This window comes from Pseudoalteromonas sp. P80D2, from assembly GCF_036680945.1.
Lineage (GTDB): Bacteria > Pseudomonadota > Gammaproteobacteria > Enterobacterales > Alteromonadaceae > Pseudoalteromonas > Pseudoalteromonas shioyasakiensis.
Genome location: NZ_JAZDAR010000018.1, coordinates 50236 through 75280 on the forward strand (window position 1 = coordinate 50236; position 25045 = coordinate 75280).

The window sequence follows — 25045 nt, forward strand, 5'->3', positions numbered from 1 at the left end:
AGCGGCAATGCCGCTTTTTTAATGACTTGGGATAAGACTAATTTGGTAGCATTACCAGAATGGCTGCCAGTGCAATTAACACAAGCCCAGCCGTGTCTTGGCGCTTTAAAGGTTGTTTTAACCAAAGAATCGATACCATAATGGTAAAGAATACTTCTATCTGCCCAAGCGTTTTTACATAAGCAACATGCTGCAAACTCATGGCACTAAACCAACCGATTGAACCTAAACAGCTACAAACACTAACAGCGGTAGTAGTGCCTTTGTGATGCCACATTTTCTTAAATGTATCGCGTTCTTTGAATGCAATATACACGCACAGCATCAGGGTTTGTAAGCTGATTATCAGTAACAACACCCAAGCGGCAGAGTGTGGGAAAGTCAGTCCTGAATTTAAACTTGCTTCACGGATCCATGATGAAGAGAGAGCAAATGAAGTACCACAGGCAAGCCCAAGCAGTGCAGTGCCCAAATTAAAGTGTTTAACATTCGCGATGCCACTTAATAGCAATACCGCAATTGCACCAATAAATACCCCAACCCAGCCTAGTAACGACAGCGCTGAGCCAAAGAACATAACGCCTAAAATGGCCGCCATCAGCGCTTCACTTTTGGCAAGCCCAGCACCGACTGCAAAGTTATTCATTTTAAATAGTTTTACCATCAAGCCTGTGGCAAGGATTTGGACGATACTGGCGCCAACAATGTAGCCAATAAAAGCCAGATTAAAGTCAGGAAGTGCAGCATCTTGGTATTGATAAAGAGCAAATAAATAAAGGGCAGCAATCGGGCTGGCAACAATAAAGCGGGCAAGCGTCACCCCTGCAACACTCACTGTTGCACTGAGTTTACTTTGCAGAGCATTGCGCCATGACTGCATAAACGCTGCAAAAATAGTTAAGAAAATCCAAGTCATATTGAAAATATATTAATTAGGAGAGGCGCTTAGAGTATCAAAACCAAAGTATTAGGGCATTAGCTTATCGACCAACTTGAGAAAAACTCAGCTGTGACAATATGTCGCAGGGCTTTTATGCCGGCTTTAGACTATAGTGACAATGATGCTATTGCTAGCCGTTGCTTTTAGAAGTAGCGGCTTTTTTTTGTTTGCTGTAGGGTAAGCTATTACAGTTAAAAATAAGGAAATATCATGACCACACTGATTATCTGCGCACTCATCGCAGTACTCATACCTTATTTAGCTAAAGCCCCCGTGGCTTTTGCACAAAATAAGCTAGCAGGCTACGACAATAAGCACCCTCGCGAACAACAAGCAAAACTAACCGGCTTTGGTGCTCGTGCATTGGCTGCGCATAAAAATAGCTTTGAGTCACTGATTATTTTTGCTGTCGCTCTGGCAGTTGTAATAGGTAGCAATAATGCCTATCAGGCAACTGAGACCCTAGCGATTGTGCATGTTATTGCCCGCGTGTTGTACTGTATTTTCTACTACATAAATCAAGATATTCTGCGCTCATTAGTCTGGCTAGTGGGTTATGTTTGTGCTGTGGCGATGATTGCTGTTTGTCTCTAGTTACAAAGCAATGAGTTAAAACCACAAAGCAAGCGGCTTAAATAAGGCGCTTGCTTTAGGGTCTTAAGTGGTTACTTTTACTTAGAGCTAACTTTAATTTTTTCTATTAAATCCTTTGCTTGATAGTTTTCGTCTAAGGCAAAATCGAGTTGTACTAAGGCGTTTATAAAGCCAGATTCAGACGGCGCATATTGCCATTGTCTTAATGCTATTTTGGCTTGTCGGTCAAAAATACCTTTTGGTTCGGCACTTACCACACTAACATTGCTGGTGGCGCCATTTGGTAAAATATCGTATTTCAAAACGACTGAACCGCTAATACCTTGCTCTGCAGCTTGAATTGGGTATATCGGCTCTACACGCATAACCGCTTGATAGTCCTTTGTCTTTTCAACGGACATCGGCTGTTTTGCAATGGCAAAGCTGCTAAGCATGCCCGCTGTAAAAATAACTAACGCTGTTTTTGCAATAAATGAGCTGTTGTCGATCTGCTTTATTTGATTTAGACGTTGTAACATGGTGTTTTTATCTCCGTATTGTGAATAAGCCATTAAGCCTGTTCTGCTAAAGCTTGCACAGTGCACTAATGCCTTACTGTATAGAATTCGTTGCTCAGTTGATTTATTTTTGAGTACTTGCTCATCACATGAAAGCTCTTGAATGCGGCGCAGACTTGCATAACCAAGCCAAGCGACAGGGTTAAACCACAACAAAATAGTGGCACTTAAAGCGATGGCATTAATTAGGTTATCTTTGCGTTTAATGTGCACTGATTCATGTTCTAAAATAAGCGCTAAAGCATGGCTGTTGTAATGGCTTTGGTAGTTTGTTGGCAGCACTAGCTTGGTGTTTATAACCCCTACAACCATAGGTGAGCTCACCTGATTGCTTTGGTATAAGCGCATGCTTTGGTTGCTGTGCTGATCAAGCGTAATTGGCGCTAATTGCAGTTTTGCTAGAAAACGGTAATGAAAATATACGGCAGTGATCAGCAGTGCGGCACTAATAAAGCCATAAATAGCAAACCAAGTGAGCGTAAACTGCGGCATTATTGCTGTGTTTGGCGTGATAGTCAGCTTACTGATAAAGTCGTTTTGAATTGGCTTTAAGTGTTCTGGTAGGTTCGCTAACAATAAACTAATTGGTAAAAGCGCCCACAGTGTATAAACCAAGCGTGCCGATAGCTGGCTTAGTAACTTTCGCTCTAGCAGCAATAAAAACATAATTGCAGATGAGATCAAAAGTTGTTGATCTAACAACCAATTAAAAAATGCATCCAACATAACAACGCCTTATTTTTGCTGTTTTTCCCAATCATCGATGACCTTTTTCAGCTCATCAATATCATGTTGTGAGAGTTGCTCTGATTTAGCAAAGCCACTCACCAGCGGCGCAATTCGGCCATTAAAAAAGCGTTCAATAAAGCTTTGGCTTTCTTTTAATGTGTATTCTTCACGGGCAATGCAAGGGGTGTAGTTATATTGGCGACCTTGCTTCTCGAAGCTTAGTGCGCCTTTTTTAACTAAACGGCTTAGTAGCGTTTTAATGGTTTTTTCGTGCCATTCTTTATCGTCACTTAAACGCGCAATTATTTCACTAGCCGTGGCTGGGTAGCCAAGCCATACCGCATCTAATACTTCAAATTCAGCTTTAGAAAGTTCAATCATTTTTATGCCTACAGATGTAATCTTTAAGTTAAGATTACACGCGTAATCAATTAATGCAAACTTTTTTGTTAGAGAATGTCACTTTTTTTGATACTGACTATCTGTCCTTCGGGCAAATTCAGCGTGGTGAGTGACAATTTTGCGATATCTGTGCGGTAAAGGTCGATGACTTTGTAGCCACAAAAACGTGCCATTTTACGTATTTGCCGATTTAAGCCTTGTTTTAAGACGATGCAAAACTGCGTTTCGTTGACTTGAGTTACCGTGCAAGGGAGGGTTATTTGTTTATCGACAGGCACACCGCTCGCCATTTTTTTACAGAAGTCGCTATCAAGGGGTTTATCTACGGTGACTAAATAGCGTTTGGGTTGGTGGTAATCAGGGTGGATCAGTTGATTACAAAACTCACCGTCATTGGTCAAAATCAACAAACCTCGGGAGTCTTTGTCGAGCCGGCCAATTGGGTAAACCCGAGTGGTTTTAGGTAGACTATGAATAAGACTGGTTGGGTCGTCAGCATTTAATTTGCAATCTATACCAACGGGTTTGTGATAAGCAAAGTAGGTGAGTGGCGCTTTTTCTGATATTTTTTCGCCAAGTACAATCACATCATCGTGCTCATCAACATGATCTATATGATTTGCGGCACGGCCATTTACTGTTACCTCACCTTGATCTATCAAGCGCGATGCTTGCTTTCGAGAGCAAACACCCGCATGGGCAATAAATTTAGCAAGTCGTACTTTTTCTGGCATGAGTGATTTTTGTACAATTAATTTGATCACAGTATATCAAAATCACGTATAAATAGTTCCACCACCAAAGAGGAACGCACATGCCTATCAAGTTATCAGAGCTTGCAGATCACCAACCACTGCAAAAGGTCATCCTTCATTCATTAGAAATGGCGCTGTATCAAGTGTCTGTGGTAATTAATAACGTTGAGTATTATGTTACTGATGAGCAAGGTGAGTTTATTCGTGATATTAGCCCGTTGCATATTCAAAAGCGTCTTGATCACCTAAGTTATGGTGACATGGTTCTACGCCACACCAGTGCTTATGATGAAATGTGCGGTCAGCCCGAAAAGCTGGCGAGTAACATGCTCGAAGTACCCTATGGCAAGAACCACTTATACTGATTAACGATATAAGCGTATACTGAGTCATAACATTTTATAGGTATGCTATGTATCAATTAAAAAGTGATGACTCAGCTGATCTCAACAACCAGCTAAGAGAACATATTGTGGCTTTTAACGCTGCGCATTTTAATGCCGAGCGTACTCCTTTAGGCTTTAAATTTGTTAATAAACAAAATAGTGTTGTTGCCGGTATTCATGGCCAAGTATTTGGTAATTGGCTGCTTATTAGTTGGCTTTGGTGTGATGATAAGACTCGTGGTAAAGGGCTAGCGACACGATTGTTAGCTGAATTAGAGAGCAAAGCTAAAGCATTTGGTGCAAGCACCGCTCAACTTGATACGCTCGATTTCCAAGCCAAACCCTTTTACGAAAAAAACGGCTACCAAGTTAAATACGAGATGAAAAACTACCCACTCGACGGCTGCCGTTATTTTATGGAAAAAACCCTTTAACTATTGGTTTTAATCACTTCGCCTTAAGCACGTCTTGCTCGGTAAAAGTAATCCCTAAGAAAGGGGTCGCTTCAGGGGCAAGCATAAAGGTGCGAATGTTCATATGGTCTTGCCCTTCAGGATTGGGCAACACGTCATCACGATAAAACGCGCCAAAACAATCTAGGGTATTTTGTTTGCTTAGTTGATTAAGCTTTGCAAAGGCAAAAATTTTACACGAACCGTTATTTTCATTTGCTTCGCTTAGCAGGCCATGATTGTTAAAACCGCTTGGGGTAAAATCATAATTGTTGTCTATAACCGCCATGGTATCGGTAAACTCAATTTGCTGTGGTGAGCTTGCTAATGTCGCCAGAAATTCGTTAAGAGTCATTGCTTGTCCTTAAAAATTGTTCTTTATCAACTCTAACTCATTCACTTGCTGATTGATATTAAACTTATAATTCTCTAAAAAGTTCATACCTAATAAGCCATAGCCAGCATGATTTTCTATTATCAGCACTTCAAAATTACGAATACGTTGTTGACCGACTTGAAATGATGCGAGCTGATAACGCTGTGCTTCAACAATTCCATTAGCTGTGTTTACTTGCAAGGTGCCAAGGTAATTGGCTGGGGTGTTAAGCGAGTTTAATAATGTTTGGTTAATTACAGTAAAGCTAGCGCCCGTGTCGATCATCAGCTCGGTTTCAATATCATCGTTGATAATACTGTTTACTAAATAATGTGAACCTCGAGCGGTTAACTCTATAACTTCAACACCTGCGAGGGCTTGTTGAATCAATTTATGTAATTGCTCAGCCTGTTGTTTATAGTCATGATCTTCGGGTAGTTGATCTAGGGTTATTTGGCTCGCGACATAATCTTCTAAATGGTAGTTAGCTAATGCATGGTTATATAAGTAATGGGCGTTGCCAGGCGCGTAATCAAGCCATTGTTGACTAATATTAAGTAGGGCTTGCCATTGTTGTGCTGCAGTAAGCTCATCAATATAGGATGTGCTTAGCTCGTCTATTTGTTTGTTAAGTTGTTGCTTATCATTGCTGTCTAACTGGTTGCTAAGAGCCAGTAAATTGATAATACCTTGTTGGGTATCACCTTGTGCGATTAAACGCTTAGCTTCAAGTTCAAGCATGGTGACATCGTAAGGGTGGCTATTTAAGAAGGCCGTTAAAAATTGCTCACTTAAAGTGAATTTTTGATGGGAAAGCCATGTCTCAAGTTGTTGTTGCCAAGCTTGCTTTAGCTGCCTTGCATAGCGAGGTTCATTCACAAGTAATTGAGTGTACTCAGCGACGGCTTTATCAAATAACTGATTGCTAAATAGTGCAACTGCTTGCTGGAAGTGGGCAGGTAAGACCGTGCCTTTTTGTACTTTAGGCGCTGGTGCGACAGTTTCTATTTCTATAGGCTTTGCAGGGTTAAAAAGCTGCCAAATAAAGTAACCATTTAAACTAAGAGAAAGTAGCAATATTAATTTAAGAAAAGCATTCATCCGTTTCGCCCACCAGTTTTAAATCTTCGTTGCCTACTTACTCAGCATAAAACAAATTTCTCAAAGTCGTTACTTTGTAATCAAATGATTGAGCGCCATGATATTGCTTATTTCAATATCTGCTAATCCTTGATAACGATATTGCGTTGCTTGGTTATTTAGCCAAACGCTTTGGCATCCGGCATTATTGGCACCTTGGACATCAGTATCTAGGCTATCGCCAATGTGCAAAATTTCCTTGTGAGGCACTTCTAATTTTTTGGCTGCGCTATCAAATAAGGCGCTGTGCGGCTTTGCTTTTCCGTGTGGGCCTGCTTGTAAAACTAACTCAAACACACCATTAAGGTTAAACTTTTCTACTTCGACATTACCATTGGTGATGGCGATGAGGCGGTAGTGTTTACTGAGGTTAGCAAGTAATTCAAGCACTTCATCAGTCACGGTTATTTGACTGCGGGCATCAGCGAATGCCTGATAAGCGTTTTCGGCATGCAACTGAGCTTGCTCTGCTGAAAAACCCAGATCGGTCATGGCATAGTGTAATGCTGCTTGTCGCCAGCGCGTCACATCATCGATTAGAGTGGCATCCTGCTTTAAAGCACACTCGCGGCATTTTAACCAGTAGCTGATACTATCGGCGGGCCATTGGTCTAACGCTTCGAGGTAATCAGCTTGTGCTTGCAAGGCTGACTTTATGATCGGATGGTTGTTGTAAAGTGTGTCGTCTAAATCAAAACTTAAAACAGAAACTGGCGATAGGGCACGGTTAAATCGGATCATAATGGCAAGGGGTTACTCTGATGTTGAGCGCTTTTTAGCGCGTGGATGGGTGTTATCGTACACTTTAGCTAAATGCTGAAAATCTAAATGCGTATAAACTTGAGTTGCAGACAAACTACTGTGTCCTAACAGTTCTTGTACGGCGCGCAAATCCCCTGATGATTCTAAGATATGTGAAGCAAACGAGTGGCGTAATTTATGTGGGTGCACTTGCGAGCTGATCCCTTGCTTAATACCCCATTCTTGCATGCGAAGACGAACTTGGCGTACGGAAATTCGCTTTTTTTGGCTGCTAACAAACACGGCTATTTCATCAGGATGTGCAAATTGAGGGCGAATTTTCAGCCATGCTTTTAATGCACTGAGCGCTTTGCTGCCTACAGGTAATAAACGTTCTTTGTTACCTTTACCACGGACTAAAATTTCGCCTTCAGTGGGGTTTATATCTTGTATGTTAGCGCCAACTAACTCGCTAATACGCAAACCCGAAGAGTACATTAATTCCATCATGGCTTTGTCACGAATAGCTAAAGGCTCATCATCTGGCAGTTCTAGTAGCTTAGCCATTTGATCTACGTCTAAATTTTTGGGTAAAGGCTTGGAAAATTTTGGCCCTTTAATGGCCTCTGCCGGATTGTGATAATGTGCCTGACTGGCTATATTTTTGGCTTTTAAGAATTTATATAAACTGCGAATACAACTTAGTTTTAAACTGATTGTGCGACCACTCAATTGTTTACTTCGCATTTGCATGCTGTAACGGCGAATATGCTCACCTTGAACAGCAAACCAGTCTTCACATAGTTTACTAAAGTACAAAGCTGCGAAGCCTAGCTGGCTAGTGTATTGGTTTACTGTGTGCGCTGAGTATTGTTTTTCGTAGCGTAAGTAGTCTGCAAATAGTTGGATGGGTGTTTGCCAAGCATCACTTAATTCATCAATGTCTGGCGTCGTCACATCGCTCATGCAAGTTCCAATAAGCGCAGTTGCAATGAGCGCACAAACTCAAGGACAAAAAAGCTGTCTTTTGCCGGTTCGAAGTGATTTACGTCATCACTACCAAACGCCAAAATAGCCACAGGGTGTTTCGTGTTACCGATTAAATATAAAGCAGTCGATTGAGTTGTGTCTGAAAACAGTAAGTCTCTTTCTTGCTGACTTACTCGACCCAAATAAATACCGTCGTTTTGCAGGCGGTGGGCAATTAATTCATCAAACTTTGTATCGTACTTAACTAAGTGGCATTCGTTAATGGATGGGTTCGTGCAGATAATATTGCGCAAGTTGCTAGCCAGTGTCGTAAAGTCGTAGTTAGTCCATAACTGACGATGACAGTCGCTAAATAAGCGGTAAATTAACTCGTTTTCTTTTGCTTGTTCAACGAGCTGCTCAATCTTATTTTTTAATAACGTATTGTGTTCACGTAATTGGCGCTGTTGAATATGCACCAAAGACGTTGCTCCCGCCGTTTGCTGTTGTAGTTCAACTTCAGCGAGTACATCAGGGTTTTTAATAAAAAAATCAGGGTGTGCTTTTAAATATTCAGCAATTTGTTGTTCTGTTAGTTTGCTCATAGTGCCACTTGTCCATCAAAAACATGCTCAGCAGGGCCTGTCATTCGTACAGGGTGCCCTTCACCTTGCCAGCGTACTTGTAAACTGCCGCCTGGTAAGTCAACTTGTACGGTAGTAGCAAGTTTACTTTGAATTTGACCAACCACGACCGCAGCACAAGCACCTGTACCACAGGCTAAGGTTTCACTAACGCCACGTTCCCACACTCTTAGTTTAATGTGATCTTGCGAAATTACCTGCATAAAACCAACATTTGCGCGTTGTGGAAAGCGTTCATGATTTTCAAGGAGTGGGCCTAAGGTGGCGACTTCTGCGCTATGAATGTCATCAACTTCTAACACGCAATGCGGGTTACCCATCGATACTGCGCCACTAAATACCGTATGTTCTTCCGTACGAAGAATATAGGTCAGCTCACGCTTGCTGGCTTTTAATGGGATTTTGTTCGGTTCAAAATTGGGGTGGCCCATATTTACCGTTACTTGACCATCTTTCTCTATATAAAGCGTGAGGTTACCAGATTTTGTTGAAACCGAGATTTTATGCTTATTGGTCAGGCCTTTCATACGTACAAAGCGAGCGAAACAACGCGCACCGTTGCCGCACTGTTCAACTTCGTTACCATCGGCATTGAAAATACGATAATGAAAATCGAGATCAGGAGAGTAAGGGGCTTCAACCATAAGCAGTTGATCGAAGCCAATGCCGAAATGGCGATCTGCCAGCTTCTTTATTTGATCACGTGATAAAAAAACATTTTGAGTAATGTTATCAATAACGACAAAGTCATTACCTAGGCCGTGCATTTTTGAAAAATTAACTAACATAACGCTCTAATTCGGGTTTGCTCTGAGCTAATCATGCCACAGAGCAGGGCGGTTATAAAAACGTTTATGGTAAAATTTTCTCACCTTGCCAAAGGCTTTCTAAGGTTTCGCGTTGGCGAATTAAATGGCTTTGCTGGCCATCCACCATAATCTCTGCAACACGCGGGCGTGAGTTGTAGTTTGAGCTCATGGTAAAACCATACGCGCCAGCGCTGCGTTGTGCTAATAGGTCACCAGCTTGAAGTGCAAGCTCACGGTCTTTACCTAAAAAGTCGCCGGTTTCACAGACAGGGCCGACAATGTCGTAGTTGTAAGTAGGCGTATCATCTGCGCGAGGTTCAACTGGTACAATACTTTGCCAAGCTTGATACAGCGATGGACGCAACATGTCGTTCATGCCTGCATCAACAATAGCAAAGAACTTATCTTGGTTTTGTTTAATAAACTCAACTTTAGTAACTAAAATGCCTGCATTGGCTGCAATCGCACGGCCAGGTTCAAAAATAAGTTCTAAATCTTGGTAGTCTGCTAATCGAGCGGTAATTTTATCAACATACTCACTCGGGTGAGGAGGTGTTTCGCCATTATAAGGCACGCCAAGACCACCACCGATATCTAGGTGTGTTAGCTTGATGCCAACCGCTTTTAACTCTTCGATAAGAGTCAGTACTTTTTCAAGGGCTGCTAAGAAAGGTTTAATTTCAGTTAGCTGCGAACCGATGTGGCAATCTACACCGGTAATTTTTAAACCGGGTAATGATGCTGCATGTTGATACACAGTTACCGCAGTTTGAATATCAATACCAAACTTATTCTCTTTTAAACCGGTTGAGATATAAGGGTGCGTTTTTGCATCTATATCTGGGTTTACGCGAATCGAAATCGGTGCCACTAAGTTAAGATCCGTTGCCACTTTTGAAATACGCTCAAGCTCAGCCACTGACTCAACGTTAAAACACTTGATCCCCAATTCAAGTGCATAGGCAATTTCGTCAGCGGTTTTTGCAACGCCAGAAAACACAACCTTACTTGCGTCTCCGCCTGCTTGGATAACGCGCGCAAGCTCACCTTTTGAAACGATGTCAAAACCTGAACCAAGTCGCGCTAAAATATTCAGCACGGCAATATTTGAGTTGGCTTTTACGGCATAGCACACCAAGCTTTTATGTGACTTAGCAGCGTCTGCAAATGCTAAATAATGACGTTCAAAGGTTTTGCGAGAATAGATATAACAAGGCGTACCATATTGTTCGGCAAGCTCTTTGACAGCGATGTCTTCAGCGAACAGCTGATTATTATTGTAGTTAAAAAAGTCCATCTATTGGTCCTGTTTTTGCTCTGGTTGTTCGGATGGATCAGCTTGTGGCTGAGACTTTGCAGGCGGCTTAGTATCATCTGGCAGATAAAGAGCACCACTTTGTCCGCAACCTGCTAGGGTTAGTAGAAGGACGCTTAGAGGTAAAATGGTTTTTAATTTTTGGCTATGAGTCTCTTTCATTAGATTAATACGGTTGCTGGCTTTATAATCGCAGAGTAACAGAATATTTAAAAAATGCAGCTATTCGCGGATGAATTTATTCCTGTTACACTTGATGTACACAATCTGCCCCCAGATCTAGGCTTAAAGCCAGTTAAAGGACACTAAAATGACTGATCATGAATACCACACACTAGCCGATGCATTAATGCTAACTATTGAAGAGCAAATCGATGAATGTGATGCCGATTTAGACTATGAATCAGCGTCAGGTATTTTAGAAATCATCTTTCCTGATCGCAGTAAAATTGTGATCAACAAGCAAGCACCATTACACCAAGTTTGGGTAGCGACTAAATTTAATGGTCACCATTTTGAACTACGCGACGATAAGTGGATTGATAACCGCTCAGGTGCAGAGTTTTGGCAATTTATGTGTGATGCGGCAACTCGCCAAGCAGGTCAAACAATTGAATGGCGTTCTGAACTATGAGTTTAGAGTTTGTTGAGTACCCAGCGCAAGGCGACCACAAAGCAACGGTTATCTGGCTACATGGTTTGGGTGATTCTGGTGATGGTTTTGCGCCCGTTGCACCGCAACTTGCTTTACCAAAAGAGCTTGGCGTACGTTTTGTGTTTCCAAATGCGCCAGTGCAGCCGGTCACCATAAATGGTGGTATGGCAATGCGTTCTTGGTACGATATTAAATCGATGGATTTAGATAAGCGTGCTGATGAGCAAGGAGTGCGTGAATCTGCTGCAAAAGTGGCTGCAATTATTGACCAAGAAATTGCAAAAGGTATCGCTCCTAACAAAATTATTCTTGCCGGTTTTTCGCAAGGGGGTGTGGTATCGCTGCACTTAGCGCCACGTCTAGATTATAAATTAGCGGGTGTAATGGCACTTTCAACCTACATGTGTGTGCCTGCAAAATTAGCCGATGAAGCCAAGCAGCAGGGGTTAAATATTTTTATGGCACATGGTCGATTTGACGATGTGGTACCGCATAGCGCAGGCAGACAAGCATTTGACGTGCTTAGCGCTAACAACATGGAAGTAAGCTGGCAAGACTATCCGATGGCGCACCAAGTTTGTGGTGAAGAGTTAATGGCTATTCGTGAGTGGTTAATTGCTCGCTTGAGTTAATTTTTGGTTTTAGAGGCCAACATGACAAAGAAACTTGTAATTACAGCAAATATGAATGCCGTTGAATCGGCAGGTTCAACTCCTACAGCAGTGACTTATCAATGGCATTGGCGACGCATTTTTATGGTTAGCAGTGTTATCTTAGTAGCATTGGCTATTTTAGTGTATAGCTTAACTGGTGCTGTAAATGCTGAACAATCACCGCAAGATGAACCGCAAGCAGAGTTTACAAATGCTGAATTACAAGCTCCTTTAAATGACGCTGAGCAAGAAGAGCCAAAAGAAGTTGTTGCTTCGTCAATTAATGAGCAAACACCGCAGGCTGATAGCACAGAAACGGCTAAAGCAGAGGTTGTGAGCTCAAACATTGTTGAACCTGAGGTTACGACAGTAGAGGTTGAGATCGACAGTGAACAGGTTGTTGACGAGCAACAACCGGAAACATCAGAGGTCACTCTTGATGAAGAGCCACCACAAACCGAACAGCAAGTAGAGATTGCTGCAGCCCCTGATGCTCAGCAGCAGTTTTCGCAGTCAGCGCATATTGCCAGTGTCGCAATTGGCGCTAAAATAGACACAGACAAAGTAAGCCGCGCGGTATTAACAACCGATGTTGTTGATCGAGAACCAGTAAACGTTTTAAAAAACGATGTAAAATTAGCGCAAATAAGCAATAGCCTGAGCTTTTTTAGCGAGCTTAGAAATATGCAAGGGCAAACTGTTCGTCACCAATGGTATTACCAAGATCAACAGCTTGCTTCGATTGAATTGGCGGTAAGTAGTCCACGTTTTCGTACTTATTCAACGAAAAACATTATGCCAGAGCAACTGGGTGATTGGCGTGTTGAAGTTATTGACGCAGATGGCAACTTACTGGCCCAAAAAGAATTTAGAATTTTAGCTGAGTAATATTTAGTATCAGCCTGATAATTAATTGGATTTTTCATGACACAGACAACAAAACTAGTTCGTATCGCTACCCGTAAAAGTGCACTTGCTTTATGGCAGGCTGAATTTGTAAAAGCTCAACTAGAGCACTTCCATGACGACGTAACGGTAGAGTTGGTTCCTATGTCGACACAAGGCGATATTATCCTTGATACGCCACTGGCAAAGATTGGTGGTAAAGGCTTATTCGTAAAAGAGCTTGAGCAAGCCATGCTAGATGGCCGTGCAGATATTGCGGTGCATTCAATGAAAGATGTGCCTGTTGAGTTTCCTGAAGGCCTAGCATTACACACTATTTGTGAACGTGAAGACCCACGCGATGCGTTTGTATCAAACAACTACAAAAGCTTAGATGAGTTACCACAAGGTGCTATTGTTGGTACATCAAGCTTACGCCGCCAATGCCAAATTCGCGAAGCTCGCCCAGATTTAGACATTCGTGATTTACGCGGTAATGTTAATACGCGTTTAGCAAAACTAGATGATGGTCAATATGATGCAATCATTCTAGCTGCAGCGGGTCTAATTCGTTTAGAAATGCCTGAGCGTATTACAGCTTTTATCGAGCCAGAAGTATCATTACCTGCAAATGGTCAAGGTGCTGTGGGTATTGAGTGCCGTATTGATGATGAAGTGACAAAAGCACTGTTAGCGCCACTCGAACATAATGAAACACGTATTCGTGTTAATGCCGAGCGTGCTATGAATCGCCGTTTAGAAGGTGGTTGCCAAGTGCCAATTGGTGCATTTGCATTGGTTGATGGTGAGCAAGTGCATTTACGTGGTTTAGTGGGCGCTATTGATGGCAGCCAAATGCTGCGTGATGAAGTGACAGGCCCTGTGGCTGACGCAGAGCAGTTAGGTATTACACTTGCTGAAAAACTACTTGAGCAAGGTGCTGATAAAATTTTAGCTGAAGTATATAGAGACGCTTAATATGCATATTTTGATAACTCGTCCAGAAGGTAAAGGCACTGAGCTTGCTCTTGAGCTTCAGCAGGCGGGTTATCAAACAACCCTGTGTCCTGTTCTTACCTTAGATTACCTCACAGTAAATAGTAGTGAGCTCGCGCCGCTAGAAAATGCCGATAAAATCATTTTTATCTCGCAAGATGCCGTGCATGCCTTGTTAAAACTCACACCAACCATCAACAAAGCAGCGCAACTTTATGCGGTCGGCCAGCAAACGGCTGATGCGGTTTATGAAGCCTTTGGGCGACGTGCTGCAGTACCCAAACAGCATGATTCAGAAGGTCTGCTTGAATTAAAAACACTACAAGATGTTGAGCTAAGTAACATCGTTTTAGTGAAAGGTGAAGGTGGGCGCACGACCATAGCAAAAACCTTAAAACAACGTGGTGCTTTATTAAATCAGTTGGTTGTTTACAAGCGGAGCGCAATTGAGAGCGAACCGGGCAAGTGGATGGACCACTGGCAAACAATTGATGTAGAAGGTATAGTCATTACCAGTAATGCAGCGGTGGATGCCATTTTTAATGGCCTAAATGAGCCTCAGCTTGCATGGTTGAAAGAGCGACAATTTTTCGTTGCCAGTGAGCGTATCGCTGATTATTTAAAGCAACAAAATGTCGCAAGAACACAGATACATATTGCTGCAGGGGCGAGCGACAGCGCTATGTTCACCTGCATTAATCAGCAAGGTAGCAAAATGAGTGAAGCAGAATCAAAACAACCCGCAAAGCCAGTGACCGCACAGCCAGAGAAAAAAGCGCAAACGGCAAATACTGGGGCGAAAGCGCCTGCACAAGCTAAAAGAGGTATCAGCAAAACAGGTAGCTTAGCGTTACTTATTTCACTTTTAGTGGCTGGTGCAGTTGGCTATGAGTTTTATCTAAAATTAAATAGCGATCAGCAATCGGCTGTGGCATTGACTGAGCTGACAGATGAAAACCTACGCTTACAGCAGCAAATTGATGCATTAAAAAGTGCCCAACAAACAATGCAGCACTCGCTTTATAACAGTGAACAAAAGGTCACTGATGCACTAAATGAAAGTGCTGAGCAAACACAGCAGCAATTACAAGCAGCTTTAAAGCGCGCCGAGCAGCAAACTTTCACGCTTAATCCGCAAGAAGTCACAAGCCTGCAGCGTATGGCCGAGTTTAAATTGTGGGCAGAGCACGATTACCAAGGGGCTGCTGCTGTGCTATCTCGCTTAGATAGCTTACTTGCAGAACACCCGGGTACAGGCGCTATTCGCCAAGCAATTCACCAAGATTTACAAACCTTGAATGCCATAGAACCTGTGGCTGTTGAAGCAATTTATTTAAAACTGCATGGCATTAATCAAAAAGTTGATGAACTGGTATTTAATGCTATTTCACTCCCTGAAGAGGTCGTCAAAGAAGACCCAAATCAATTAAGTGAAAATGTCAGTGAATGGCGTCAAAACCTTGCGAAGTCGTGGCAGCAGTTTAAAGACTTCTTTGTAGAAGTGCGCACACGTGAAGATATGGTTATCGCACCATTTTTAAGTGAGCAAGAGCGTCACCTAGTAAAACAGCGCTTAAGTTTATACTTAGCTCAAGCGCAAGATGCGGTATTAAGTAAACAAAGTAGTGTGTATTTTAGTGCTGTTGATGCTGCTCATAGTTTGGTAAAAGATTACTTTAAACAAGATGATGCGCAAACAAAAGCGGCCTTAAAAAGTCTTGCTGAGCTTTCTAAAGAGCAGCTCGATTTTAGTCCAAAAGTGTCACTACAAAGTACTGAGCAGGTGAAGGAGTGGGCACAATGATCCGCTTTTTATTAATCATTATTGCAATAGCAGTCTGCTTAGGGATTGCCCCTTTTTTTATAGATCAAAAGGGTTATGTACTAATTGCCTTTAATAAAACAACCATTGAAGGGACTATTTGGGGCGTTACTGCACTTTTAATATTGGCATTCGCTGCACTGTTTTTACTTTATAAGCTTTGCCGTTACGTAATATCTTTATATAGCCATACACGCCATGGTTTCTTTGCGCGCAGTGAAGAGCGTAAACAAGCGGCTATTGAGCAAGGTGTATGGAGCTTAATTAATAACGATTATACGGAGCTTGAGCTTGCACTTGATAACAACAGTGTTGCAGAAAAGTGGAGCGATATACGTTTTGCGCTTCTAGCTAAAGCGGCACTGGCGAATAATGAAAATGAAAAAGCAATTAGCTATCTTGATAAAATAAGCCAAGATAAGCAGCTAAAAGTGGCTAATTTATGGATTGCTAGCGGCGAAACCAGCACTATCTTTGCTGACCTTAAAGCGTTAGCTGAACGCAAAAAAGCCTCTCGTTTAGAGCTTAAAATGTATGCCCATGTTTTAGTGCAAGAGCAAAAGTGGGCGGCACTTAATGACTTTATGCCACGTTTATTACGTAAAAAAGCTCTTTCTGAGCAAGAGTGGCAACAATTGTTCGACCGTTACTTTGCAGCTCAGTCAAATGGGGATTTAACTGAGCGTTATGAGAAATTAGCCAAAAACTTGAAGCCACACGCAGAGGTAAGCTATTTAACGGCGATGGCGAAGGCAGGTGAGTTAAACAAAATTGAGCTAAGCTTAATTAAAATGCTCAAAAAACCGCTACAGCATAAAGATTTAGCACGTATTTTACGTACTAGTAGCGCTGGCGATGCACTCAAGCTGCAATCAAGTTTGCAGGATGTATTAAAAAAAGACACCGAAAATACAGACTTATTACTAGCCCTTGCATGTTTAGCAAATGCTCACGGTGAATATGACCTAGCCGCGCGAGTGTTTGATAAAGCGCTTAATGCAGATAATCGCCATGCTTATTTGCAGCAAGCGGTGCTCAGCTACAGTAAGAGTGCCCAACCAGAAAAAGCATTGGTACTCTATCAATAATTTTACTCCAGCCAGCAAAGGAGCGATGGCTTGAAGAACTTATTTACACTGACAATAAGCATTGCACTTGCTTACTTTCTTACAGGGTACTTAAGTAATTCATTGCTGGCGATTGATGGCTATGCGGTTGCAGCATGGCCGCCTTCAGGTATTGCGCTTGCCAGTATCTTGCTACTTAGAAATCGTGCCTTGCCAGGGGTTCTGCTAGGGGCATTCTTTGTAAACCTTATTCACCTTGATAAAGCCACTGATATTTTTCACTGGCAAATGATGCTGCAGGCAATTGGCGTAACAACTGCATCTACATTCCAAGCTTGGCTTGCCTATTACATTATTATTCATGTCGTTAAACGCCCGATTGAATTATCGTCATTAAAGCAAAGTATGCTTGGTTTAATGATTGGCGGCCCTTTGTGTAGCTTGATTGCTGCATCAATTGGCACCGGCTTACTGGTCATTAACAATGTTATTCCGAGTTATGCGGCGCTTAATAATTTTATCGCATGGTGGATTGGCGATAGCATTGGGGTTCTGATATTCACGCCATTAATTTTAGCGGCATTTAGTTACCATCATACTCGCCAACGGCTGCAAATCATTGTGCCGGCGCTATTAATTTACGTGGTTATTTGTGTCAGCTTTTATGGTGCAGCCAGTGTAAAAAAAGACAAAGACTTACAGCGCCAGCAAGCTAAAGTCAGTGCGATTCACACGAACCTTGAACATAAAGTCGATGAAATTAAGTCGCACTTAGCCTTACTCGCAACTTTTTTTGCTAGTAGTGACATGGTTGATTTTGACGAATTTAAGCGCTTCACATCAAGGCAACTACAATACAGCGAAGAAATTCTTGCCCTTGAGTGGGCACCTAAGGTTATTCACTCACAACTAAATAATTATCAAAATTTACTGCGTGATGAACTGGGCGCTGACTATTATGTGAAAGAAAAAAATGCTGCAGGGCAGTGGCAGCCGGTGAGTAAGCGAACGGTTTATTTTCCGGTGCAATATATTCATCCTTTAGCAGGGAACGAACCAGCACAAGGCTTTGATTTAGCCTCAAACGAGTTACGTAAACAAGCGTTAACTGACTCTCGGTTAATTAAGAATGTCACCGTCAGTGAGCCTATTACCCTGATGCAAGGTGATGGTAACGAAAAGGGCGTTTTATTCTTCAACCCAGTTTATTCAGACATTAATCACCAGGTCGGATTTAGAGGTTATGTTGTCGCCGTGGTCAATTTAGAAGTGTTAGCACAAACACTTAATTTTAATCAGAACACTGATATCGATGCCAGCTTCTATGACGTTACTGACGGCAGTAATCCTGTCGAAATGTACAGCCCACACCGTGTAGGTACAACAGCTATTGCGAGCTTCAACTTTATTATTGGTGAGCGCGTTTGGCAGGTAAAATTATGGGAGTCAGTTGCACAGTCGTCATGGTTGCCTTATTGGTTGGCGCAAATAGTCGGTATGCTGTTTGTTTGGTTATTGATCACCTTTTTGATTTCTGTAACTGGTACTAATATTCAAATTCGTCAGCAAGTGGCAAAGCAAACTCAAAGCCTTCGCGAAGAAAAATTAAAAGCCGATAAAGCCAGCCAAATTAAAAGTGAGTTCTTGGCGAATATGAGCCATGAAATACGCACGCCTATTAATGGTATTAAGGGTTTGCATTATTTAGCAATGCAAGAGTCTGACTGGCAACAAGCCCGTGGTTATATTGATCAAGCCGATGGTGCACTGAATGTACTATTACGGGTGATAAATGATGTTTTAGATTTTTCTAAAATAGAAGCTGGGCGATTGGAGCTACATCAAGAACCCATAGCTGTGAATGCGTTGGTTAGTGAGCTGACTAACTTATTGCAGTTTGAGCTTAACTCTCGCTCTTTAGGATTTAGAGTTGAGTTTGATGCTTCTGAACACCTACTGATCCATACCGACCCAATTCGTTTAAAACAAGTATTGTTGAATTTGTTAAACAATGCGGTGAAGTTCACTCAAGAAGGCACGATTACATTACGTATTTGGCAGCAGGGTGAATTTACTTACTTTAGTGTTATTGATACAGGCATTGGCATCAGTAAAGAGGCTCAGCAGCGCCTGTTTAAACCATTTTCACAAGCCGATAGCTCAACCTCTCGTCGTTTTGGTGGCACAGGTTTAGGCTTAAGCATTTGTCAAAAACTCATTGTTATGATGGGAGGCGAGATAAGCCTAACTAGCTCTGAGGGGCAAGGTTCAACGTTTACAATTTCGCTGCCATTAGAGTCTCCTCTTGAAGAGGTGATTCATAGTGATGATGAGTTAGCTGATATCGATGTGACTGCTGTTTCATTTGCCAATGATGCAATTTTATTGGTTGAAGATAACCCATTGAATCAACATGTGGCGAGTTCGATTTTAAAAACTAAAGGCTGCCAACCTGATATCGCTAAAGATGGCCACGAGGCTATTAAGATGATCAGTGAAAAAAGCTATGACCTTGTGCTCATGGATATTCAAATGCCGAATATGGATGGCTTACAAGCGACTAAGGTTATTCGTAATGAGTTGCTGATCACCGATTTACCGATTATTGGCTTATCGGCAAATGCCCACGATGATGACCTTAAGAAAGGCTTAGCCAGTGGTATGAATGGTTATTTAACTAAACCAATTGATGCAGATAAGCTTTTTAAAACTTTGTGGCATTTTTTGCATAATGCTAGCAGCCATTAAAGCAGACATTTGACCTCTAAAAAGTAAATAAAATCATCTAAACTTGAAATATCGCCGTGGGTACGTATGATCCGCGCAAATTTACTGAACCTGAGTGCTAATTATGATCAATAACAAACTCCCTTTGCTTGATATTCACCGTCATCTAGATGGTAATGTTCGCCCACAAACGATCTTAGACCTTGGTCGTCAGTTTAATCTTGAATTACCTGCTGACAACATTGAAGCGCTTATTCCGCACGTACAGGTTATCGACCCTGAACCAAATTTAGTGGCGTTTTTACACAAGCTAGATTGGGGTGTAAAAGTATTGGGTGATTACGATGCTTGTCGTCGTATTGCTATCGAAAACGTTGAAGATGCGATTGCCCAAAACCTCGATTACGTTGAGCTTCGTTTTAGCCCATATTATATGGCGCAAAGCCAAGGCCTACACCCGCAAGGTGTTGTTGAAGCGGTGGTTGATGGTGTAAAAAGTGCGTGTCATAACGCACCAATTAAAGCTAACTTAATCGGCATCATGTCGCGTACATATGGCACCAAAATCTGTCAGCAAGAGCTTGATGCGCTACTTGCTTTTAAAAATGATTTAGTGGCGGTTGATTTAGCTGGTGATGAAATTGGTTTCCCAGGTGAGTTATTTGTTGATCACTTTAAACAAGTTCACGATGCATACTTAGCTGCCACTATCCATGCCGGTGAAGCGCGAGGTAGTGAAAGCATTTGGCAAGCAATTAACGAGCTTGGTGCAACGCGTATTGGTCATGGTGTAAAAGCGATTGAAGATGCTGCGCTAATGGATTACTTACGTGATAAGCGCATTGGTATTGAGTCTTGCTTAACCAGTAACATTCAAACCAGCACTGTTGCTGAGCTTGCAAAACACCCGTTAAAAACCTTCTTAGACCATGGTATTTTGGCATCAATTAATACTGATGATCCAGCAGTTGAAGGTATTGAAATAGCGTATGAGTATCAAGTAGCAGCACCTGCGGCAGGCTTAAGCCAAGCCGATATGGAAAAAGCGCAAGCTAATGCGCTTGAAATTGCTTATTTAAGCGATGCTGATAAAGCTGCTTTAAAACAGTTAGCTGCTAATCGTTAAGCAGCTAACTTACACTTGGTGCTCTTGGCATGAGACATAGTTTTCATACAATGCTTTGAGCACGTCTCCCCGGCTGATCATGCCAACAACCTTACCATCCTCGATAACCGGGTAGTTTTTTGGCTTACCTGTTTGCATGCCATCTGCCAGCTCTATGATGTTTTGATCGCTACTTACCGTGACAACATCGGTGCGCATTAGCTGTTTTACCTTCACTACACCATCACAGAAATAACTGTTTTGCATGAGCGGTTGCAGCAGCTCTTGTTCAGAAATAAAGCCAACTAGGCTTTTGTTGTCATCGAATACAGGTGCGCCTAGTAATTTAAACTTTTGCAGCTCGCTAATCGCGGTGGTCATTTCAGTTTCAGGCGTAATGTGTGGCAACTTACGTTGCATAAAGTCTTGTACTTTTGTATTTAGCATTTGGGTCTCTCCCCATCGTTATTCTAATCAGAGTATGGTCAAGGAAATGCAGTTTGTGAAATCGTTTAGACGGATTAAGGCGATAGGTAAAACAAATAAAAAAGGCATCCAATTGGATGCCTTAAAAATAACCGGTATGAGCTAGTTATTTAATGAATGCGAATGCATCGGCGTACATGTTCTCACGTACCGCACCATGATTAATAAAATCATCGCGAACCACGCCAATCATGTCGAAGCGGCCTGCCATGTATATATCGTATGGTTCTAAAGACACGATATCTTCCATAACAGCCTTGTGGACGTAACCGGTTTTGCCAGTCCAGCTTTGCGGCGCATTTTCAACTACTGGAATGTATTGGAAATGTGGGTTGCTGTTTGCCCATGCTTGCATTTCATCATGAGCATAAAGTGCAGCTTGCTCACGTACACCCCAGTAAAATAATACAGGACGCTCACAGCCAATTTCAGCAAGGTGATCAGCCATTGATTTGGCATAAGAGAAACCTGTACCGCCAGCAAGTAGAATAATAGGGCGCTCACCCTCAACTCGCAGCTGTGATACACCTAAGCCTACTTCAACATTAACTTGCTGTTGCTCTGTATGAGCTTGGCGTAAATGGTCAAGCGCTTGCATTGCATACGAATCAGCACCCGCGGCACCAATGTGTAGTTCAATCTGTTCAGTTTGCGACGGGCGGCTTGCAATAGAAAAGGCACGCTTATCTTTTTCGCCTAATACTAGTTGCATATATTGGCCTGCCTCGAATGACACAGGTTGCTGTGGTTTCAAAATGACCTTATGTACATGGTCTGTAAGCGGGCTGATCGCAACAACGTCAGCGAGTAGTGTTTGCATAGTTTACCTTTATAAGCACAGAAGCAAATTCGGTTATGAATCGCACTCATAACCGTTAAATTTTGAGCAGTTTAACATAGACACAGCCTAGAGAATATCTAAGCTGTCCCATAATTCATCAACACGTTCTTTGATTTTTGGATCCATAACAATGGGCTCACCCCATTCACGATCTGTTTCGCCTGGCCATTTATTGGTTGCATCCATGCCCATTTTTGAGCCAAGGCCAGAAACTGGCGATGCAAAATCTAAATAATCAATTGGCGTGTTTTCGATCATCGTCGTATCGCGAGCTGGGTCCATACGCGTGGTAATTGCCCAGATCACGTCGTTCCAATCGCGTGCGTTTACGTCATCATCGCAAACAATCACGAACTTGGTATACATGAATTGACGTAAGAAAGACCACACCCCCATCATCACGCGCTTGGCATGACCTGGATATTGTTTTTTCATCGTGACCACAGCCATACGGTATGAACAGCCTTCGGGTGGTAGATAAAAGTCTACAATTTCAGGAAATTGCTTTTGCAGAATTGGCACGAATACTTCGTTTAAGGCAACCCCGAGTACTGCTGGCTCATCAGGTGGACGGCCAGTATAAGTGCTGTGATAAATTGGATTTTCACGATGTGTAATGTGAGTCACCGTCATCACCGGGAACTCGTCTACTTCGTTATAGTAACCTGTGTGATCGCCATAAGGGCCTTCTGGTGCTGTTTCACCCGGCATAATATAACCTTCAAGTACGAACTCTGCGGTAGCAGGCACTTGTAGGTCATTTGAAACCGATTTAACAACTTCAGTCTTACTACCGCGTAGTAAACCAGCAAATGCATATTCGCTTAGGGTGTCTGGTACTGGTGTTACAGCGCCTAGGATAGTCGCAGGATCGGCACCTAATGCGACAGACACAGGGTAAGGTTCGCCTGGGTGCTCTTTACACCATTCACGAAAATCTAATGCGCCACCGCGGTGCGATAGCCAACGCATAATAATTTTGTTTTTACCCAATAGCTGCTGACGGTAAATGCCTAAATTTTGGCGCTTTTTATAAGGCCCTTTGGTAACCGTTAGACCCCATGTGATCAAGGGAGCAGCATCACCTGGCCAGCAATGTTGGATAGGCAGCTTAGTTAAGTCAACATCATCGCCTTCAAGTATAACTTGCTGACAAGGCGCTTTTTTTACTTCTTTAGCTGGCATATTCAGTACTTGTTTGAATACTGGGATTTGCCCTAGTGCCTCTTTAATGCCTTTCGGTGGCTCAGGCTCTTTTAGAAAAGCTAATAACTTACCAACTTCGCGCAGTTCACTAACATCATCTTGCCCCATGCCCATTGCAACACGCTTAGGCGTACCAAAAAGGTTGGCAAGAACGGGAATAGTGTGGCCTTTAGGGTTTTCAAATAACAGAGCTGGGCCTTCGGCACGTAAAGTACGGTCGGCAATTTCGGTCATTTCAAGGTAAGGATCAATTTCTTGTTTGATCCTTTTTAATTCACCTTTTTGTTCTAATAACTCGATAAATTCGCGAAGATCTTTGTATTTCATTATAGCCGCTTAAACGCTGAATAAACTGTCGCTATTATACTCAAAACCACTGATTAAGCTAATTTAGCGAGCAAAGCTTTTGCTATTACTGAGTTAAGCTACATTGGTACTTTTTACCTTTTAAAATCAGCATGGCTTCATCGCCTTTAGACCAAAACAGCACATTATCGGCACTGTATTTAACCCCTGAGCCGCTTACTTGGCGATTGAGTAAAAATTCAGAGTCCTTAAATGTCAGTCTTGCTTCCTCATCACTGTATTCAACAATACTGGCGCTAAGGGTTTCATCGCACAGATAATTGCTTGGTGCACTTTGCTCAGCACACGCGCACAAGGTAACTAAAGCGAGCCCTGAGAGAAGTGGTTTAATCATAGAAACACCTCTATTTTTGAATGAGCTATAAGCCTAACAAAGAAAAATTAACCGTTGGTGAAAATGGCAGGATAAGTTATGTTGATAGTGTATTTAATGGGCAAGGAACCACCATGGCAGGCACTAATTTACTAACCTTACTTGATGATATTACGACACTTTTAGACGACATTGCGACGATGAGTAAAGTCGCAACAAAAAAAACAGCGGGGGTGTTAGGTGATGATCTGGCTCTTAATGCTCAGCAAGTCACAGGGGTAACTGCCGATAGAGAGTTGCCTGTAGTTTGGGCTGTGGCAAAAGGCTCGTTTATTAACAAAGCCATCTTAGTGCCCGCAGCATTATTGATTAGTGTTTGGTTGCCTTGGTTAATTACTCCGCTGTTAATGGTTGGCGGGCTGTTTTTGTGCTTTGAAGGTGCAGAGAAAATTATCGAAAAGCTGTTTGGTCATGCTCAACAAGAAGATGAAACTCTGGCTGAACAAAAAGACTTACAAGAATACGAAAAGCAAAAAGTGAAAGGGGCGATCCGCACTGATTTTATCCTCTCAGCAGAAATTATCGTGATAACGCTAGGCACGGTTGCTGACGCAACACTGGTGAATCAAGCTTTAGTGCTTAGTGAAATAGCAATTATTATGACCATTGGCGTGTATGGGTTAGTTGCAGGCATTGTTAAACTAGATGATGCTGGTTTGTATTTACTGCAAAAAGCGCAGCAAAGTGGCGGTAAGTTTAAAGAGTTAGTAGGTAAGTTTTTACTTGCTGCAGCGCCTAAGTTAATGCGCTTTTTAGCCTTTGCAGGAACGGTTGCTATGTTTTTAGTTGGCGGAGGCATATTGGTACATGGGATCCCCGTTTTACATCACGCCCAGCAAGGTAGCACTGAGTTTGTTACGGATTTAGTTGGTAAAACGGGTGAGCTGGCTACGCCGATTATATTTGATGGTTTATTAGGCGTTGTTGCCGGGGTTATCGTTGTGTTAGTGGTTGAACTTTGGCACAAAATTCGTCGCTAAATAGCATCCATTATTGGGTTGTTTTGTTAAATTTTTGTAGCAAATATAGGGTCTTTGCTTTATTATTGCTCAGC

At 42.2% G+C, this 25045-nt stretch carries 28 protein-coding genes; 12 read left to right on the forward strand and 16 right to left on the reverse strand.

Annotated elements, in window-relative coordinates; all coding sequences use genetic code 11:
• Positions 1-37 precede the first annotated feature (37 nt).
• Positions 38-916, reverse strand: a complete 879-nt coding sequence (locus tag VRK28_RS02240) for a DMT family transporter (RefSeq protein WP_332393196.1) — start codon at positions 914-916, stop codon at positions 38-40.
• Positions 917-1150: 234 nt separating this feature from the next.
• On the opposite strand from VRK28_RS02240, the gene VRK28_RS02245 reads away from it, so the two are divergent.
• The gene (locus VRK28_RS02245) at positions 1151-1534 is read left to right on the forward strand and encodes an MAPEG family protein (RefSeq protein WP_332393197.1); all 384 of its coding nucleotides are present in this window, start codon (positions 1151-1153) and stop codon (positions 1532-1534) included.
• Positions 1535-1611: 77 nt separating this feature from the next.
• Here VRK28_RS02245 and VRK28_RS02250 read toward each other — a convergent pair whose 3' ends face one another.
• The 3 genes from VRK28_RS02250 to VRK28_RS02260 form a co-directional block, all read right to left on the reverse strand.
• Positions 1612-2817 (reverse strand): M56 family metallopeptidase, encoded by a 1206-nt coding sequence (locus VRK28_RS02250; protein WP_332393198.1) that lies wholly within the window; start codon positions 2815-2817, stop codon positions 1612-1614.
• Positions 2818-2826: 9 nt separating this feature from the next.
• Positions 2827-3201 carry a BlaI/MecI/CopY family transcriptional regulator gene (locus tag VRK28_RS02255; RefSeq protein WP_332393199.1) on the reverse strand — a complete coding sequence of 125 codons (375 nt, stop codon included), beginning with the start codon at positions 3199-3201 and terminating at the stop codon, positions 2827-2829.
• A 68-nt stretch (positions 3202-3269) separates the two neighbouring features.
• Positions 3270-3956 (reverse strand): pseudouridine synthase, encoded by a 687-nt coding sequence (locus tag VRK28_RS02260; RefSeq protein WP_332393214.1) that lies wholly within the window; start codon positions 3954-3956, stop codon positions 3270-3272.
• An 80-nt stretch (positions 3957-4036) separates the two neighbouring features.
• Between VRK28_RS02260 and VRK28_RS02265 the strand changes: the two genes are divergently transcribed.
• Positions 4037-4342, forward strand: coding sequence for a DUF6482 family protein (locus tag VRK28_RS02265; RefSeq protein WP_062566248.1), 306 nt, complete (start codon positions 4037-4039; stop codon positions 4340-4342).
• Positions 4343-4389: 47 nt separating this feature from the next.
• Positions 4390-4797 (forward strand): GNAT family N-acetyltransferase, encoded by a 408-nt coding sequence (locus VRK28_RS02270; protein ID WP_269408413.1) that lies wholly within the window; start codon positions 4390-4392, stop codon positions 4795-4797.
• Between the two features lie 13 nt (positions 4798-4810).
• On the opposite strand, the gene VRK28_RS02275 is transcribed toward VRK28_RS02270, so the two are convergent.
• From VRK28_RS02275 to lptM, 8 genes are all read right to left on the reverse strand, one after another.
• Complete coding sequence (locus VRK28_RS02275; protein WP_332393200.1) at positions 4811-5170, reverse strand: HopJ type III effector protein; 360 nt, start codon at positions 5168-5170, stop codon at positions 4811-4813.
• A 9-nt stretch (positions 5171-5179) separates the two neighbouring features.
• Entirely contained in the window at positions 5180-6292 is a 1113-nt protein-coding gene (locus tag VRK28_RS02280) for a retropepsin-like aspartic protease (protein ID WP_332393201.1), read from the reverse strand.
• Positions 6293-6361: 69 nt separating this feature from the next.
• Complete coding sequence (locus VRK28_RS02285) at positions 6362-7072, reverse strand: HAD-IA family hydrolase (RefSeq protein WP_332393202.1); 711 nt, start codon at positions 7070-7072, stop codon at positions 6362-6364.
• Between the two features lie 12 nt (positions 7073-7084).
• The gene (locus VRK28_RS02290; protein ID WP_332393203.1) at positions 7085-8038 is read right to left on the reverse strand and encodes a tyrosine recombinase XerC; all 954 of its coding nucleotides are present in this window, start codon (positions 8036-8038) and stop codon (positions 7085-7087) included.
• Positions 8035-8646: a DUF484 family protein gene (locus VRK28_RS02295; RefSeq protein WP_062566242.1), complete on the reverse strand. Its 612-nt coding sequence runs from the start codon at positions 8644-8646 to the stop codon at positions 8035-8037. Before VRK28_RS02295 ends, VRK28_RS02290 begins: the two co-directional genes overlap by 4 nt.
• Positions 8643-9473: a diaminopimelate epimerase gene (dapF, locus tag VRK28_RS02300; protein WP_054563683.1), complete on the reverse strand. Its 831-nt coding sequence runs from the start codon at positions 9471-9473 to the stop codon at positions 8643-8645. The genes VRK28_RS02295 and dapF overlap by 4 nt, the downstream gene beginning before the upstream one ends.
• A gap of 64 nt (positions 9474-9537) precedes the next feature.
• Complete coding sequence (lysA, locus tag VRK28_RS02305) at positions 9538-10791, reverse strand: diaminopimelate decarboxylase (RefSeq protein ID WP_119854055.1); 1254 nt, start codon at positions 10789-10791, stop codon at positions 9538-9540.
• Entirely contained in the window at positions 10792-10971 is a 180-nt protein-coding gene (gene lptM / locus VRK28_RS02310; protein WP_130166514.1) for an LPS translocon maturation chaperone LptM, read from the reverse strand.
• Positions 10972-11119: 148 nt separating this feature from the next.
• Between lptM and cyaY the strand changes: the two genes are divergently transcribed.
• The 8 genes from cyaY (at position 11120) to add (ending at position 20740) form a co-directional block, all read left to right on the forward strand.
• Positions 11120-11443 (forward strand): iron donor protein CyaY, encoded by a 324-nt coding sequence (cyaY, locus tag VRK28_RS02315; protein ID WP_054554661.1) that lies wholly within the window; start codon positions 11120-11122, stop codon positions 11441-11443.
• Positions 11440-12096: an alpha/beta hydrolase gene (locus VRK28_RS02320; protein WP_130166515.1), complete on the forward strand. Its 657-nt coding sequence runs from the start codon at positions 11440-11442 to the stop codon at positions 12094-12096. The genes cyaY and VRK28_RS02320 overlap by 4 nt, the downstream gene beginning before the upstream one ends.
• 21 nt (positions 12097-12117) lie before the next feature.
• Positions 12118-13005 carry a DUF2914 domain-containing protein gene (locus tag VRK28_RS02325; RefSeq protein ID WP_332393204.1) on the forward strand — a complete coding sequence of 296 codons (888 nt, stop codon included), beginning with the start codon at positions 12118-12120 and terminating at the stop codon, positions 13003-13005.
• Positions 13006-13041: 36 nt separating this feature from the next.
• Positions 13042-13980 (forward strand): hydroxymethylbilane synthase, encoded by a 939-nt coding sequence (hemC, locus tag VRK28_RS02330; RefSeq protein ID WP_054554664.1) that lies wholly within the window; start codon positions 13042-13044, stop codon positions 13978-13980.
• A 1-nt stretch (position 13981) separates the two neighbouring features.
• A complete protein-coding gene (locus tag VRK28_RS02335; RefSeq protein WP_332393205.1) occupies positions 13982-15802 on the forward strand; it encodes a uroporphyrinogen-III synthase in 1821 nt (606 codons plus the stop codon).
• Entirely contained in the window at positions 15799-16908 is a 1110-nt protein-coding gene (locus VRK28_RS02340) for a heme biosynthesis protein HemY (protein ID WP_332393206.1), read from the forward strand. Before VRK28_RS02335 ends, VRK28_RS02340 begins: the two co-directional genes overlap by 4 nt.
• 30 nt (positions 16909-16938) lie before the next feature.
• Complete coding sequence (locus VRK28_RS02345; RefSeq protein ID WP_332393207.1) at positions 16939-19635, forward strand: CHASE domain-containing protein; 2697 nt, start codon at positions 16939-16941, stop codon at positions 19633-19635.
• A 103-nt stretch (positions 19636-19738) separates the two neighbouring features.
• Positions 19739-20740 carry an adenosine deaminase gene (add, locus tag VRK28_RS02350; protein ID WP_269408404.1) on the forward strand — a complete coding sequence of 334 codons (1002 nt, stop codon included), beginning with the start codon at positions 19739-19741 and terminating at the stop codon, positions 20738-20740.
• A gap of 9 nt (positions 20741-20749) precedes the next feature.
• Here the strand turns inward: add and VRK28_RS02355 are convergent, their stop codons facing one another.
• From VRK28_RS02355 to VRK28_RS02370, 4 genes are all read right to left on the reverse strand, one after another.
• Positions 20750-21166, reverse strand: a complete 417-nt coding sequence (locus VRK28_RS02355; protein WP_054563674.1) for a CBS domain-containing protein — start codon at positions 21164-21166, stop codon at positions 20750-20752.
• A 145-nt stretch (positions 21167-21311) separates the two neighbouring features.
• Positions 21312-22025: an NAD(P)H-flavin reductase gene (fre, locus tag VRK28_RS02360; protein ID WP_058585406.1), complete on the reverse strand. Its 714-nt coding sequence runs from the start codon at positions 22023-22025 to the stop codon at positions 21312-21314.
• A gap of 87 nt (positions 22026-22112) precedes the next feature.
• Positions 22113-23579, reverse strand: coding sequence for a 4-hydroxy-3-polyprenylbenzoate decarboxylase (gene ubiD / locus VRK28_RS02365; protein WP_054554671.1), 1467 nt, complete (start codon positions 23577-23579; stop codon positions 22113-22115).
• 85 nt (positions 23580-23664) lie between these two features.
• Positions 23665-23952, reverse strand: coding sequence for an MliC family protein (locus VRK28_RS02370; protein ID WP_062566231.1), 288 nt, complete (start codon positions 23950-23952; stop codon positions 23665-23667).
• 113 nt (positions 23953-24065) lie between these two features.
• Here VRK28_RS02370 and VRK28_RS02375 point away from each other — a divergent pair, with 113 nt between their 5' ends.
• Positions 24066-24971: a DUF808 domain-containing protein gene (locus tag VRK28_RS02375; protein ID WP_332393208.1), complete on the forward strand. Its 906-nt coding sequence runs from the start codon at positions 24066-24068 to the stop codon at positions 24969-24971.
• The last annotated feature ends 74 nt before the right edge of the window (positions 24972-25045 follow it).